The organism is Aeromonas sp. FDAARGOS 1403 (assembly GCF_019047325.1).
Lineage (GTDB): Bacteria > Pseudomonadota > Gammaproteobacteria > Enterobacterales > Aeromonadaceae > Aeromonas > Aeromonas dhakensis.
In genome coordinates this window covers 4,760,249-4,774,061 of the sequence record NZ_CP077249.1, presented here as the reverse complement: position 1 = coordinate 4,774,061, position 13,813 = coordinate 4,760,249, and the positions used below count along the sequence as shown (strand labels likewise).

9 protein-coding genes, 5 tRNA genes and 1 riboswitch are annotated in these 13,813 nt (G+C 62.2%); of the genes, 7 read left to right on the top strand and 7 right to left on the bottom strand.

Features of this window, described 5'->3' with window-relative positions:
• Positions 1-231 precede the first annotated feature (231 nt).
• The 6 genes from gltX to I6L33_RS21770 all read left to right on the top strand — a co-directional run bounded on the left by gltX (position 232) and on the right by I6L33_RS21770 (position 2,436).
• Entirely contained in the window at positions 232-1,647 is a 1,416-nt protein-coding gene (gene gltX, locus I6L33_RS21795; RefSeq protein WP_216973339.1) for a glutamate--tRNA ligase, read from the top strand.
• A 236-nt stretch (positions 1,648-1,883) separates the two neighbouring features.
• A tRNA-Ala gene (locus I6L33_RS21790) sits at positions 1,884-1,959 on the top strand.
• A gap of 28 nt (positions 1,960-1,987) precedes the next feature.
• Positions 1,988-2,063, top strand: a tRNA-Ala gene (locus I6L33_RS21785).
• Positions 2,064-2,126: 63 nt separating this feature from the next.
• Positions 2,127-2,202: transfer RNA gene (locus tag I6L33_RS21780), tRNA-Ala, on the top strand.
• Between the two features lie 48 nt (positions 2,203-2,250).
• Positions 2,251-2,326, top strand: a tRNA-Ala gene (locus tag I6L33_RS21775).
• A 34-nt stretch (positions 2,327-2,360) separates the two neighbouring features.
• Positions 2,361-2,436, top strand: a tRNA-Ala gene (locus I6L33_RS21770).
• Between the two features lie 134 nt (positions 2,437-2,570).
• Here the strand turns inward: I6L33_RS21770 and I6L33_RS21765 are convergent.
• A complete protein-coding gene (locus I6L33_RS21765; protein WP_216973338.1) occupies positions 2,571-4,715 on the bottom strand; it encodes an ExeM/NucH family extracellular endonuclease in 2,145 nt (714 codons plus the stop codon).
• 296 nt (positions 4,716-5,011) lie between these two features.
• Positions 5,012-5,097, top strand: a riboswitch (cyclic di-GMP riboswitch).
• A gap of 148 nt (positions 5,098-5,245) precedes the next feature.
• On the opposite strand from I6L33_RS21765, the gene I6L33_RS21760 reads away from it, so the two are divergent.
• A complete protein-coding gene (locus tag I6L33_RS21760; RefSeq protein ID WP_216974155.1) occupies positions 5,246-8,248 on the top strand; it encodes a glycosyl hydrolase family 18 protein in 3,003 nt (1,000 codons plus the stop codon).
• Between the two features lie 413 nt (positions 8,249-8,661).
• Here I6L33_RS21760 and I6L33_RS21755 read toward each other — a convergent pair whose 3' ends face one another.
• The 6 genes from I6L33_RS21755 to I6L33_RS21730 form a co-directional block, all read right to left on the bottom strand.
• Positions 8,662-9,897, bottom strand: coding sequence for a lipopolysaccharide assembly protein LapB (locus tag I6L33_RS21755; RefSeq protein ID WP_216973337.1), 1,236 nt, complete (start codon positions 9,895-9,897; stop codon positions 8,662-8,664).
• Between the two features lie 11 nt (positions 9,898-9,908).
• Positions 9,909-10,544 (bottom strand): energy transducer TonB, encoded by a 636-nt coding sequence (locus I6L33_RS21750; RefSeq protein ID WP_005297832.1) that lies wholly within the window; start codon positions 10,542-10,544, stop codon positions 9,909-9,911.
• Between the two features lie 16 nt (positions 10,545-10,560).
• On the bottom strand, positions 10,561-10,968 hold the full coding sequence (locus tag I6L33_RS21745; protein WP_005297833.1) for a biopolymer transporter ExbD: 408 nt from the start codon (positions 10,966-10,968) through the stop codon (positions 10,561-10,563).
• A gap of 67 nt (positions 10,969-11,035) precedes the next feature.
• A complete protein-coding gene (locus I6L33_RS21740) occupies positions 11,036-11,563 on the bottom strand; it encodes a MotA/TolQ/ExbB proton channel family protein (RefSeq protein WP_005297834.1) in 528 nt (175 codons plus the stop codon).
• Between the two features lie 10 nt (positions 11,564-11,573).
• Entirely contained in the window at positions 11,574-12,947 is a 1,374-nt protein-coding gene (locus I6L33_RS21735) for a MotA/TolQ/ExbB proton channel family protein (protein WP_017784161.1), read from the bottom strand.
• Entirely contained in the window at positions 12,944-13,708 is a 765-nt protein-coding gene (locus tag I6L33_RS21730; RefSeq protein WP_005297842.1) for a DUF3450 domain-containing protein, read from the bottom strand. The genes I6L33_RS21735 and I6L33_RS21730 overlap by 4 nt, the downstream gene beginning before the upstream one ends.
• Positions 13,709-13,813: the final 105 nt, after the last annotated feature.

The window sequence follows — 13,813 nt, the reverse complement described above, 5'->3', positions numbered from 1 at the left end:
AATATCGGCCGGAGGAGGCAGCTCTCCAACACTTTGCATAGCAAATAGGAAACGGGGATTTTGTTTTGCGATCCCCTTCAAACATCAGGTGGCAAGGGGGCGGACCGGTGCTTTGTTCCCCCTACTTTGGCTCGTGGCAGCGCCATGGTTTTCCCATCCGTCACTGTCGGTGCTAAAATGCGACGGTTTTTTTAACGAATTGGCCCAAGGCCCTCTACACAAGGCTTAAAGATGAAAGTCAAAACCCGTTTTGCTCCCAGCCCGACCGGCTTTTTGCATGTCGGCGGTGCCCGTACCGCACTCTATTCCTGGTTGTTTGCAAAGAACCAGGGCGGTGAGTTCGTGCTGCGTATTGAGGATACCGACCTGGAACGTTCCACTCAGGAGGCCATCGACGCCATCATTGAGGGCATGGAATGGCTGGAGCTGAACTGGGATGAGGGCCCCTACTACCAGACCAAGCGCTTCGATCGCTACAACGGCCTGATCGACGAGATGCTGGCCGATGGCCGCGCCTACAAGTGCTACTGCTCCAAGGAGCGGCTGGAAGCGCTGCGCGAAGGCCAGATGGCCAACGGCGAGAAGCCCCGCTATGACGGCAAGTGCCGCGACCACGCCCACGATCACCCGGCCGATGCACCCCACGTCATCCGCTTCCGCAACCCGACCGAAGGCTCCGTGGTGTTCGATGACCACGTCCGTGGCCGCATCGAGTTCGCCAACACCGAGCTCGACGATCTGATCATCCGCCGTACCGACGGCGCGCCGACCTACAACTTCTGCGTGGTGGTCGATGACTGGGACATGGAGATCACCCACGTGGTGCGTGGCGAAGACCACATCAACAACACCCCGCGCCAGATCAACATCTACAAGGCGCTGAACGCACCGGTGCCAGAGTTTGCCCACGTCTCCATGATCCTGGGTGACGACGGCGCCAAGCTCTCCAAGCGCCACGGTGCTGTCTCCGTGATGCAGTACCGCGACGACGGCTACCTGCCGGAAGCGCTGCTGAACTATCTGGTGCGTCTGGGCTGGTCCCACGGCGATCAGGAGATCTTCAGCCTGGACGAGATGATAAAGCTGTTCAGCCTGGACGCCATCTCCAAGTCTGCCTCCGCCTTCAACACCGACAAGCTGCTGTGGCTGAACAACCACTACATGCGTAGCCTGGATCCGACCTATGTTGCCAAGCATCTGGCCTGGCACATGGAACACCAGCAGATCGACACCAGCAAGGGCCCGGCACTGGCCGACGTGGTGACCCTGCTGGCCGAGCGCTGCAACACCCTGGTCGAGATGGCCGCCCAGAGCCGCTACCTGTTTGAAGAGTACGAGGCGATCGACGAAGCGGCAGCCAAGAAGCACCTGCGCGGCGTTGCCGCCGAGCCGCTCACCCTGGCCAAGGCCAAGCTGGCTGCCCTGGAAACCTGGACCACCGAAGCGCTGCACGAGCTGATTGAAGCCACTGCTGCCGAGCTGGGTCAGGGCATGGGCAAGGTCGGCATGCCGCTGCGCGTAGCCGTCACCGGGCTGGGTCAGTCCCCTGCCATCGATGCCGTGATGGCGCTGGTGGGCAAGGAGCGGGTGCTCGCCCGTATCGATCGCGCTCTGGCGTATATCGAAGCGCGCATGGCCGCCGAATAAGCGCCAACCATCGCTTGAAAAAGGGCTCCCGTGCGGGGCCCTTTGTTTTTGGTCAAGGGCCGGTTTTGTGACATAAAACAGCGAGATAGCTGTGCCATTGCCGGTTAAACCGGCTAACTGCTTGAATTTTGACTAAACGCGCGAATCGCTGTTATTTTTGGGTTGACAGCAAAGCGGCCGGTGCCTATCATGCGCCTCCGTTGCCGGAGATAACTTTGGTAGCGCCGAGGTGAGTTGGGGTTATAGCTCAGCTGGGAGAGCGCTTGCATGGCATGCAAGAGGTCCGCGGTTCGATCCCGCGTAGCTCCACCAAATTCTCCTCGAACAATCTGGAATCCAAGGGGTTATAGCTCAGCTGGGAGAGCGCTTGCATGGCATGCAAGAGGTCCGCGGTTCGATCCCGCGTAGCTCCACCAGGTTCCTGATTGAAATGAAGTACCCAGGGCAGTGCGGTGTGTATCACCCAGGCCGACCTTTGTGGGGTTATAGCTCAGCTGGGAGAGCGCTTGCATGGCATGCAAGAGGTCCGCGGTTCGATCCCGCGTAGCTCCACCATTATTTAGGATGATTGGCCGCCAGAACCATTCATTCAGTACCGAATTTGGGGTTATAGCTCAGCTGGGAGAGCGCTTGCATGGCATGCAAGAGGTCCGCGGTTCGATCCCGCGTAGCTCCACCAAATTCAGAGTGACTCAAGGTCACTCATACACATCGGGGTTATAGCTCAGCTGGGAGAGCGCTTGCATGGCATGCAAGAGGTCCGCGGTTCGATCCCGCGTAGCTCCACCATATTTCGTAATGAAAGTAGAAAAGGCCACCGCACTGCGGTGGCCTTTTTGTTTTGCGCTCCGTTCACCGGTCGTGCCGACGATCCATAAAAAAGCCCGCATCGCTGCGGGCTTGTGGCTTGATGGCAAGGGTCATCAGCCGTGGCGGCGACGCCAGGCCAGCGGCAACAGAGCCAGCAGCAGGGCGCCCATGGCACCACCACCGCCGTTGCTCTCCTCTTTAAGCTTGAGGTCGACGATGATGGGGTCGTGGTCGGAGGCACTGAACGGATTGTCCGATTTGATCATGTCGCCGGTGAAGTCCCGGCCGTACTCGAACAGGTTGCTCTCGAACGAGTTGATGTGCCAGTCGGCCACGGCGATCACCTTGCCGGCCAGCGCCGGGTTGGCGAGGGCATAGTCCAGGGTGCCGAGCTCGGCCTCGTAGCTGTAGGAGATGGCCTTCTCCTGGTTGAACTTGACGTTCATGTCCACCAGGCCGTAGCTCTTGGCCACTTCGCTGCCGGTCTGCTCAAAGACCTGGTCGCCGAGGAAGGTCTGGGAGGCAGAGACAATCTTGCGCTGACCGTCGGTCGGCACATAGTCGGTCAGCACCCGGATCGCATCTTCCCGGGCGTAGGAGTTGAAGTCGCCCACCAGCAGCACCTGGCCGGGCAGCTTGCTCACCGCCTCGCCCAGCACCTTGGCGGCACTGACCCGGAACTCGGTGCACTTGCCCTGCAGATCGGCCGGCTCCTTGCCGTCCAGGTTCTCCAGGCAGCCTGAGCCCTTGGATTTCAGGTGGTTGACCACCAGGGTCAGCGGATCCTTGCTGCCCTCGACGGTGAAGGTCTGCACCAGGGAGTCACGTTGGGAAGCCTGCTTCTCGACCCCTTTGGCATCCAGGTATTTCTGCACCGGCAGGGTGATGACGTTGGCGTCCCCTTGCGGGGTCAGCTTGGCCGGCCGGTAGAGCATGGCCACCATGATGGCGTCGCCGCCGAAGTAGTGCTCGCCCTGCAGCAGCGCCTTGGGCAGGGTGACGAAGGCGTACTGCTTGCCCGCCTCTTTCTGCTGGGCGTTGAGGGTCTGTACCAGGTCGCTGATGGCGGAGTGGCTGTCAAAGCCGTTGTTCTCCATCTCCATCAGGCCGAGCAGGTCGGCATCCATCTCGGTGATGGCGTTGACTATCTTGGCGCGCTGCTTCTGGAAGTCCTCCAGGTTCTTGGCGCCGCGGTTGCAGCCCTTGGCGCTGTCCGCATCCGCCTGATCCTTGCACAGCACGTTGAGGGCACCGCCCACGCTGGAGTGGCTGGTGAAGTAGTTGAGCACGTTGAAGCTGCCGACGCGCAGATCGGTGCCGTCGGCACGGGCCGGGGCGCTCTGGCGGTCGTTGTCGCTGGTGCGCAGCAGATCGCCGGCGGTGATCACCTGATCCTGCGGCACGATCAGCCGGTACTCGTTGTAGCTGTAGCCCACCATGGCGTCCAGATTGACCGGGGCATCGCCGATGCGCAGGTAACCCTGTTCCGGTTCCCAGGCCGGCAGCCAGGGCAGTTTGCCGTCGGCGGCCTTGAAGTCCGACTCGAGGAACACCCGGTTGCCGGCGTTGGCCTTGGCCAGCGCCTTGGCGGCCTTGCTGTCGGCGTCGTGCAGCTGGGTCGGCTTCATCAGCGGCGCCTGGTGGGAGAGCACCAGGTTGTTGCGTCGGGCGGCGTAGTCATAGCTGAAGTTGCGGCTGATTTTGAGCGCGCTGTCGGCATCGAGGCGTACCCGCATCCCTTCGTGGCGCTCCAGTGCCCGGGCCAGGGTCTCGTTTTCCAGCACCCGCAGCGGGATGGCGGCCGGGGCTGTGCCCTGGGCGATCACCTGCAGGCGCGGGGTGCCGCTGTCAGTCAGTGGCTTGAGCTGGGTATGGCCGTAATACTCCTCGACCTTGGCCTCCAGGCAGACTTCGGCGCCCGGCTTGATGTCCGGGTACTTGCTGGCGAAGTTTTTGTCGTTGAGGTAGACGAAGATGCCGTCCGAAGTCTGGGGGTTGCCGTCGCCCTGCACGTCCAGCAGGTAGAACCCCTTGTTGAGGCTCTCGCCCAGACCCGAGACCACCGCCTTGACCATGACGCTCTGGGGGCTTTCGAACTTGTCGGCGGGAATGAGCGGGCTCTTGTCACCGCTGCCCTGAATGACCGGGATCGGGGTGAGGTCGCTGTCGGCCGGGCAGCTGAAGCCGGCGGCATAGACGGACGGGGAGGCGAGCGCAATCCCCACGGCCAGCGACAGCAGGGTACGTGTTCCTTTCATATCTGTTCCTTTTTTATTTTTTGCCAGTGTTTCCATAGCCTTGGCGCATCGGCCAAGGGCGCGCATTGTCACATTTCTGGCATGTCGTACCAGTGAGCCAACGCACATTACGGGGATACAAATGAGGGCAATACCGGTTTTTTTGACTTGGCTAACAGCATGAAACTAATGACAATTTTGTTATTTCATCCGATTGGCGAAAATGTGATCCCGCTGGCATCCACATATTTTTCCTCGAGAATGAAGATTGAGACTCGGCTGGTTGATTCCTATACTCGGCTTGTTCCTCACGGAACCCAGGTAAAGGGCAAACCGGCCGAGACGCCGGGACGCAATGCCTCCGGTCTTCAGATCGAGCGATCCAGATAGCGGGGCTTCCCAGGGTGAGGGTGACGTTTGTGGCAGGTCCATTGCCAGTTGTCTGCGCCCATCACGCAGGTTGCGCTTGTGCTTTGCCTTGGAGACCAATGCCAAGACAAAACAAGGAAGATAACAATATGCAACAGATCCTAAGGCCCAGCAGGCTTGCCATGCTGGTGGCTTTGGCTGCCATGCCCGCCTGGGCACAGGCCGCTTATCCCGCCTATCAGGCCGGTACCGCCTACAAGGCCGGCGACATCGTCAGCAACGTCGGCAACCTCTATGAGTGCAAAGAATTTCCCTACTCCGGCTGGTGCGGGGCCTCGCCCTATCACTATGAGCCCGGTGTCGGGGTCGTCTGGGCGGATGCCTGGAAACTCTATGGCGGCGAGGTGCCGCCCCCGGCGCTCGGCGTAGCTGTCAGCTCGCCGGCTGCCGGCGCCAGTGTCAACGAAGGGGCCAGCGTCGCGCTGGCGGTGACCCTGAGCGGCCCGGTGACGGCGCTGGTCAAGGTCGAGTACCTCATCGACGGCACCCTGGTCGCCACGGCGAGTGCCTCGCCCTGGAACGGCAGCTGGCGTGCCGCCGGTGTCGGCGCCCACGCCCTCAAGGCGCGAGCGCTGGATAAAGACGGCAAGGTGCTGAGCGAAGCGGATTCCAGCTTCAAGGTCGCCGCCGTGGTGGCGCCAGAGGCGCCCAAGGTGAGCATCAGCAGCCCAGCCGCCGGCGCCAAGGTGACCCTGGGTCGCAGCGTGGCAGTGAACGGCAACGTCACCGATGCCAACGACGACGTCGCCAAGGTCGAGCTGTTCGTCGATGGCAAGAAAGTGGGTGAAGACACCAGTGCCCCCTGGCAGGTGAACTGGACGCCCCAGAGCAAGGGGCTGGCCGGCCTCAAGCTGGTGGCGACCGACAAGGAGAACCTGAGCGGCGAGTCGGCCCAGGTCGACGTGCAGGTGGAAGAGGCCGCCCTGCCGCCCACCGGCGGCAACCTCTCCTGCGACATTCGTCAGATCTACCGCCCGGATGGCTACGAGTGCATGGGGGATGATCACGCCCGCCGGGTCATCGGTTACTTCACCTCCTGGCGTACCGGCAAGAACGGCTTGCCCTCCTATCTGGTGAGCGACATTCCCTGGGACAAGATCACCCACATCAACTACGCCTTCGCGGCGGTGGACGAGCAGAGCCACACCATCAAGGTGGATGACTCGGCGACCAAGATGACCTGGGACGGGGTGCCGGGTGCCGAGATGGATCCGGAGTTCGCCTACCAGGGCCACTTCAACCTGCTGTCCAAGTACAAGAAGCAGTATCCGGACGTGAAGACCCTGATCTCGGTGGGGGGCTGGGCCGATACCCGCGGCTTCTATACCGCCACCACCAAGGGTGACTGCTCGGTCAACACCGACGGCATCAACGCCTTTGCCAACTCGGCGGTGAGCTTCATCCGCCAGTACGGCTTTGACGGGGTCGACGTCGACTACGAGTATCCCACCTCCATGAAGGATGCGGGCAACCCCAACGACTTCCCGCTCTCCAACCAGTGCCGCGGCAAGCTGTTTGCCAACTACAAGGTGCTGATGCAGACCCTGCGCAGCAAGCTCGACAGCGCCGGCAGCGAGGATGGCCGCAAGTACATGCTGACCATCGCCTCGCCGGCCTCGGCCTACCTGCTGCGCGGCATGGAGAACTTCCAGGTCACCCAGTACCTCGACTACGTCAACCTGATGACCTACGACTTCCACGGCGCCTGGAACAACTTCGTCGGTCACAACGCCGCCCTGTTCGACAACAAGGCGGATGCCGAACTTGCTCACTGGGGCGTCTATACCCAGAGCCAGTTTGGCGGCATCGGCTACCTCAACGCGGCCTGGTCTGCCCACTACTTCCGTGGCGCCCTGGCGGCCGGCAAGATCAACGTGGGCGTGCCTTACTACACCCGCGGCTGGCAAGGGGTCAGCGGTGGCACCCACGGTCTGGGTGGCAAGGCAGCCCTGCCGAGCCAGAGCGATTGTCAGCCGGGCACCGGTGGCAGCACCATTCCGTGCGGCAACGGGGCGGTCGGCATCGACAACATCTGGCACGATCTCGACAAGAACGGCAAGGAGATCGGCGGTGGTGCCGTGCCCATGTGGCATGCCAAGAACCTGGAGAACGCCGCCAGCCTGGGTATCACCACCATGCCGAGCTACGGCCAGGCCTGGGGTCTGGATCCCAACAACCCGGCTCACGTGATGCAGGGCAAGTACGTGCGTTACTACGATGACAAGGCGCAGGCACCTTGGCTGTGGAACGAAGAGAAGAAGGTGTTCCTCTCCACCGAAGATGAAGAGTCCATGGGCCACAAGCTCGACTACATCATCAAGCGGGGCCTGGGTGGGGTCATGTTCTGGGAGATGGCGGGTGACTACGCTTTCGATCCGGCCAAGAACGAGTACGGCATGGGGGATACCCTGACCACGCTCGCCTACGACAAGTTTGCCAAGGCGACCAAGTACGACACCAGGCAGAACGATCTGGCGGCGCCAACCGTCCAGCTCGACATCGCGGTGAGCCTCTCCGGCTTCAAGGAGGGGGATTCCAACTACCCGATCAACCCGACCCTGAAACTCACCAACAACTCGACCCAGACCATTCCGGGCGGTACCCGCATCGAGTTCCTGGTGCCCACCTCCACCTCCGACACCATCACCGACCAGAGCGGGATGGGGCTGAAAGTGGTGGAGAGCGGCGGCAACCAGAACTCCGACGGCATCGCCAACGAGAAGGACTTCCACAAGGCGGCCTTCACGCTGCCGACCTGGAAGGCGTGGGCGCCTGGCAGCGACGTGGAAGTGGCGATGACCTACTATCTGCCGGCCGCCGGTGTACCGAGCGGTATCCGCATCATCAGCGGCACCCAGACTGCGGGTCTCAAGGCCGAGTTCCCGACCCTGCCGGAGGCCGTGCTGGGCAGCAGTGGTGGCGGTGAGAACCCGGGCGGTAGCACCTGCAGCAGCCAGAACGTCAACCCGGCCGCCTACAAGGCCTATCCGACCTGGCCGCAGGGGGATCACGCCAACGGCGGTGATCGTATGACCAACAACAAGGCGGTCTGGCAGGCCAACTGGTGGACCAGCAGCGAGCCCAAGGCGGGCGATGGCAGCTGGAAGCTGGTGTGCAGCTACTGAGTTGTCCAAGTTGCCGCACCAGCAGCGAGCTCAGAGCGGGCGATAGCAGCTGGAAACTGGTATGCAGCTACTGAGTTGTCCAGGCTGCTGTACCAGCAGCGAGCTCAGAGCGGGCGACGGCAGCTGGAAGCTGGTGTGCAGTTACTGATGACCGTTTGAGAGACAGGCCGGCACTCTGCCTGGCCTGTTCTCTCGCAAGGCAATGACCCAATCCGGAGCCCAGGCTCCGGATTTTTTATGGCGGGGTAATAAAGGCAGGGGCATAAAAAAGACCGCTCCGGGGAGCGGCCAATTGCCACCAAGGCAATCTGCGGGGTAATCCCCTTGTTGTTGATCGGCAGGGCGGGAGCCCGTCCTGCCGAGTGTTGTTGCGTGCCTTGCCGAGGGATGGCCCCGGTCGGCACGCGGCTTGGTTACTGGGTGACGGCGCCGCCCTGCTGCTCTTTCAAGAAGCTGATCCAGGGGGAGGCGCGACCACTGACGTTGCCGTTCTGGGCAGCCTGGGTGAAGGCGGAGAGTGCCTCCTTCGGCTTTTGCAGCTCAAAATAGGCAACCCCGGTCAGGAACTTCAGATCCGCCCGCTGCTCGCCACTGGCGTTGGCGGCAGGCTTGGCGGCGAAGGCCACCAGATCCTGGTAGCGCTTGCTCTGGATCATCATGCGCGCCATCTTCAACTGCAGATCGGCACTGGGGGCCAGCTTGTAGGACTTGGCCAGGGTGTCGATGGCCGGGTCCAGCTCCTTGGCCTGGTGCCAGTAGTTGGCCAGGGTCTTGTAGTTGGCTGCGTTGCTCTCGATGGTCCCTTCCTTCATCGCCTTCTCCATCACGCGGGCGGCGCGGTGGGGAATGCCGGCGAAGGCCAGGTAGTTGGCGAGGCGCTGCAGCTCGCTGGCTTCGGTCAGCATGCCAAGGTTGTAGGCGCCTTCCAGCGCCGCCAGGGCCTTGGCATCGTTGCCCGCCTGCATGTGCATGGCCGACAGCTGGGTCCAGTACTTCTTCTTCTCCGGGTAGCGGTCGACCAGTGCGGTCAGCACCTCGGTGGCCGGCTTGTACTGCTTCAGCTCGTAGTGGGCCGCCATCTTCAGCAGGTACCAGGACTCCGGCGCCTTGCCCGCGGAGAGCTTGATCGCGTTGTCCACCGCCGGAATGGCTTCCCGATACTGCTTGAGCTGCACATGGGCGTTGGCCAGCGTGATGTAGGCGTGCGGGGTCGGCTTCTCGTCCTTGCCGAGGTTCGCGAACCACTGGTTCATGGTGCTGATGGAGGCCTTGAAGTTCCCCTCCGCCATGTAGAGCTGGGCCAGGTTGTAGCGCACCTGCTGGGCCACCGGCTGGGGCAGCCCGCCGGTGGCGATGGCATCGGCAAAGTACTTGGTCGCCTGACCGTACTTCTCCTGTTGCGCCGCCACGAAGCCCAGGGTCTGCAGAATGACCCCCTTGTCGTAGACCCGCTCGCCGGCGCCGGACAGCGCCTCCTGCAGCTTGGCATTGGCCTCGCCATATTTCTTCTCGGTGATCAGTGCCTGCGCCTTGTTGACCGCGCGGTAGGCGCGGTCAGAGAGGGCGGGCTGCTCGGCGGCCCAACCGGCGGTGCTGAGCAGCACCGCCATGGCGACCGGGGCGAGGATCAGGGTGTGTAACTTTTTCATCGCCACCTTCCTTAGTTGGTCGCAAACTCGATCTCTTGCTGCATGCGACTGGCCTGCGGCTTGCCATCCACCATGGCCGGTTTGAACGTCCATTTGGCGATGGTCTGGCGCGCTGCCTTGCCGAGGTCGTAGCTGCGTGGCTCTTCCTTGACGATCCGCACGTTGCTGACGGTGCCGCGCTCGGTGACGGTGAACTCCACCAGCACCTTGCCGGAGGCGAGGCCGGCCAGCGCCGCCTTGCGGGGCATCATGGGCTCGAAGGTCGCCAGTGGAATGGCGCCGTTGTTGCCACCCATGCCGCCGCCACCGCCACCGGTGCTGTAGGCACCGAGGGCGTTGCCGCCGCCGATGTTGACCGGGATGTCGAGTTTGGGCATGTCCATCGGCGAGCTCTCCATCTGCGGCCGGTCCGTACTCGCCACTTCCATCTCGGGAGGGGGCGGCGGGCGTTTCGGGGGCGGCGGTTTAGGCAGCTCACGTTGTCTCTCTTGCAGGGTCTCCTGAGGCTTGAGGCGAATGAAGTCGGTCATGGTGACGTCCTCCTTCTCCGTCAGCTCCCGGTGATCCGGCGTGATGAGCTTGTTCATTCCCAGGAACAGGAAGAACACCACCACGCAGGAGACCGCTAACGATATCAGGTATCTCATGGCATTCGCTCCGGCATCAGCTGCTCTTGTCGGCGGCGATGGAGATGTTCTGGACACCGGCCATGCGGATCTGATCCATGACCTGGACCACCAGACCGGAACGGGATTCGCTGTCGGCCTGGATCACCACGGCGCTCTCCGGGTTCTCTGCCCGCAGCCGCTCAATGTTGGCACGCACGGCACCCACTTCGACGATGCGCTTGTCGACCCAGACCTGGCCGTTCTCGCGGACCGCGACCATGATGTTCCCCTTCTTCACCGTTTCGGCCGTGCTGGCGCTCGGGCGGTTGATCTCCACGCCGGACTCCTTGACGAACGAGGTGGTGACGATGAAGAAGATCAGCATGATGAACACTATGTCCAGCATGGGGGTCAAATCGATGGCCGCCTCATCAGCACTGCTGTCGCTGTGACGTTTTCTCATGGCAAAAACTCCTTGCTTGTTCTGTGCCCCCGCCAGAACCGGGCCCGGCGGGGGAGTGCATCCTGCATCAGCCGTGTTTCAGGTTGTCTTCCAGCTTCTGCACGGCCAGCTTGGCCTTGTGATCGAGCCGGCTGACAAAAAACAGACCGGAAAGGGCGGCAATCATGCCCGCCATGGTCGGTACCGTCGCCTTGGAGATCCCCGAGGCCATTGCCCGCGGTGAGCCGGTGCCGGTGATGGCCAGGGTGTCGAACACCTGCACCATGCCGACCACGGTCCCGAGCAGTCCCATCAGCGGGCAGAGGGCGATCAGCACCTTGATGACCGGCATCCCCTTGTCCACCGCCATGGCCACCCGGGAGACCAGCTCGCGGCGGATCTGCCTGGCAGACCAGGAGAGGTGATCGCTGCGGGCCAGCCAGGCGGCCTTGGTCTGCTTCACCTGTTGCGGGTAGACCGCCATGAAGTAGAACCAGCGCTCCAGCAGCAGGGCCCACATCATCAGGGTCAGGAAGAACAGGGCGACCAGCACGTCGCCCCCCAATCCCAGAAACCGGCGGACCGACTCGACTTCTTCAATCAACCAGAACCACATGGGTGACTCCTTACGCTGCGGCTTTGGAGGCGTGCAGACGTTCCTGATAACGGGCGACGAAGCCTGCGCTCTGCTCTTCCAGCACCTGGATCAGACGGCGGCTCTGGGTCTGCACTATGGTGTAGAGGAACAGCATGGGCACCGCGACCACCAGACCCTGCATGGTGGTGACCAGGGCTTCGGAGATACCGCCTGCCATCAGCTTGGGATCGCCGGTACCGAACAGGGTGATGGCCTGGAAGGTGGCGATCATGCCGACCACGGTTCCCAGCAGACCCAGCAGCGGTGCCACCGAGGCGATCAGCTTGATGATGCTGATGCCCTTCTCGAACTTGGGCACGTTGCGCAGGATGATCTCGTCGAGCTTGGACTCCAGATCCTCGATGTTGTCGCCACGGTGCGCCTGGTAGGCGCCCAGCATCTCGCCGATGGGGTTGCCCTTGATGATCTGATCGGATTTCAGCTGCTTGCGCATGGAGCCGCCGATGAGGGAGAGACGGGCACCGCAGAACAGCGCCAGCAGGGTGCCGATGACCCCCAGTGCCAGGATCACGTAACCCACGGAGCCGCCCTGATCGATGCGCTCTTTGAGGGTTGGTGACTGCACCAGCAGGGAGAGGATCACGCCGCGGGACGGGTCGATGAAAATGGGTTCGACGCTGCCACCGCCCTGTTCAAACTTGGCGACCGGTTCCAGCACATTGTTTTCAGGCTGACGGGAGAGCTGTTCGAACTTGCCGGTCTCCGGCACGAAGGTCAGGTACTTGCCTTCGGAGACGGTGTTGAACTCGCCGATCTGGGTGACGGTCTTCTCGGCTTGGTTGCCTTCGCCATAGACCACGGTGGCCGGGATCTGGCTCACCTTGCCACCGTCGACCATGCGGCTGAGGGTGGTGGTCCAGAAAGCGGTCAGGTCATCGCTGGAGGGGAGCTCCTTGCTCTCGGCCAGGCGGGTCAGCAGGGCGGTCTGCTCCGGATGCTCGACCCGACGGGCGGAGGCGTTGAAGATCCCCTTGAACTCGCCGGCGAATTGGCGCAGTACGCCAAACATCTCGCCCATGTTGCCGGAACGCTGGCGCAGGGTCTCGGTCAGCTCGGTCAGCTGCTTGTCATTGGCATCAAAAGTGGCCTTGAGCTGCTCGCCTCTGGCGGTCTCGGCAGCCAGGTCGGCCTTGGCCTTGGCCAGCAGGGCGGTCTGCTCGTTCTTGTCGGCCAGGAAGCGGGCTTCCCGCTCCTTGTTGAGCTGGGATTCAGTGGTGCTGGCAGCCTTGACCTGATTGAGCAGGGCGTTCAGATCCACCGGTTTCTCGGCGGCGGTCACCGGCAGGGTGACCAGGGTAGCGCCCGCGATCAGCGAGGCGATGGCAAGTTTGATTCCTTTCATGATGCTTTCTCCGCAGTTTGAACCGGCAGCTTGATGAGGGCGGGAGGCGCCTGCTTCTTGGCGATGCGAAGGCCCTGTTCCACTGCACTGCGATACTCCTGGGGCAACTCTTCCCACTGGCGGGTCTGCTTGTTCCACATGCCGGTTTCCTGGCCGTCAGGGGACTGGTAGAGCAGGGCAATGCGGCCGACGCGCAGGAACTCGTAAGTCTTCTCGCTACCATCCTTGTCCAGGCTGGCCTTGTAGGACTCGATGGTGCGGCTGAAGCCCTCCTCGATCTGATAGGCCTCCAGGATCTTGCGGTACTTCTCGGAGATGGTGACATCGGCCCGGTTCATCAGGTCGGTCAGGGCCGCCACGCGGTCCTCCCGCTCAACCTTCTGGAACGGCAGGTCCAGCGAGACGAACTGATCGAGGGAGTCGATCATCTTGAGCATCAAGGGCACCACTTCGGTGCTGGTCTGATCGATCTGGGCGATCTGGCGCTGCATGGAGGCCAGTTCGCTGCTCTGGGATTCGACCATCTTGCCCACCTGCTCGTTGTAGGTGCGCAGGCTGTCGACCTGGCGCAGAGCGGCCTTGTACTGGGCGAGGGCGGATTCGGCAGAGTCGGCGTAGTTGTCGATCTTCTGCTGGGAAACTTTGGATGCATTGTCGGTGGCGGCTTGAGCGTCCACTGCCTGGCTGGCAGAGGCGGCACTCAGATTGAAGCTGGTCAGCAAGGCAGCAGAAACCAGGCTGCCGAGGAGCGCTTTCTTCATTGTAATTGTCCTTGTTTTCATAGGATTACCCTATCTCCGTAACTTCCTTGGACGTTGGGCAAAGCCGGCCCGACCGGGCCGGCTTAGGTTGGTATATCAACGGCA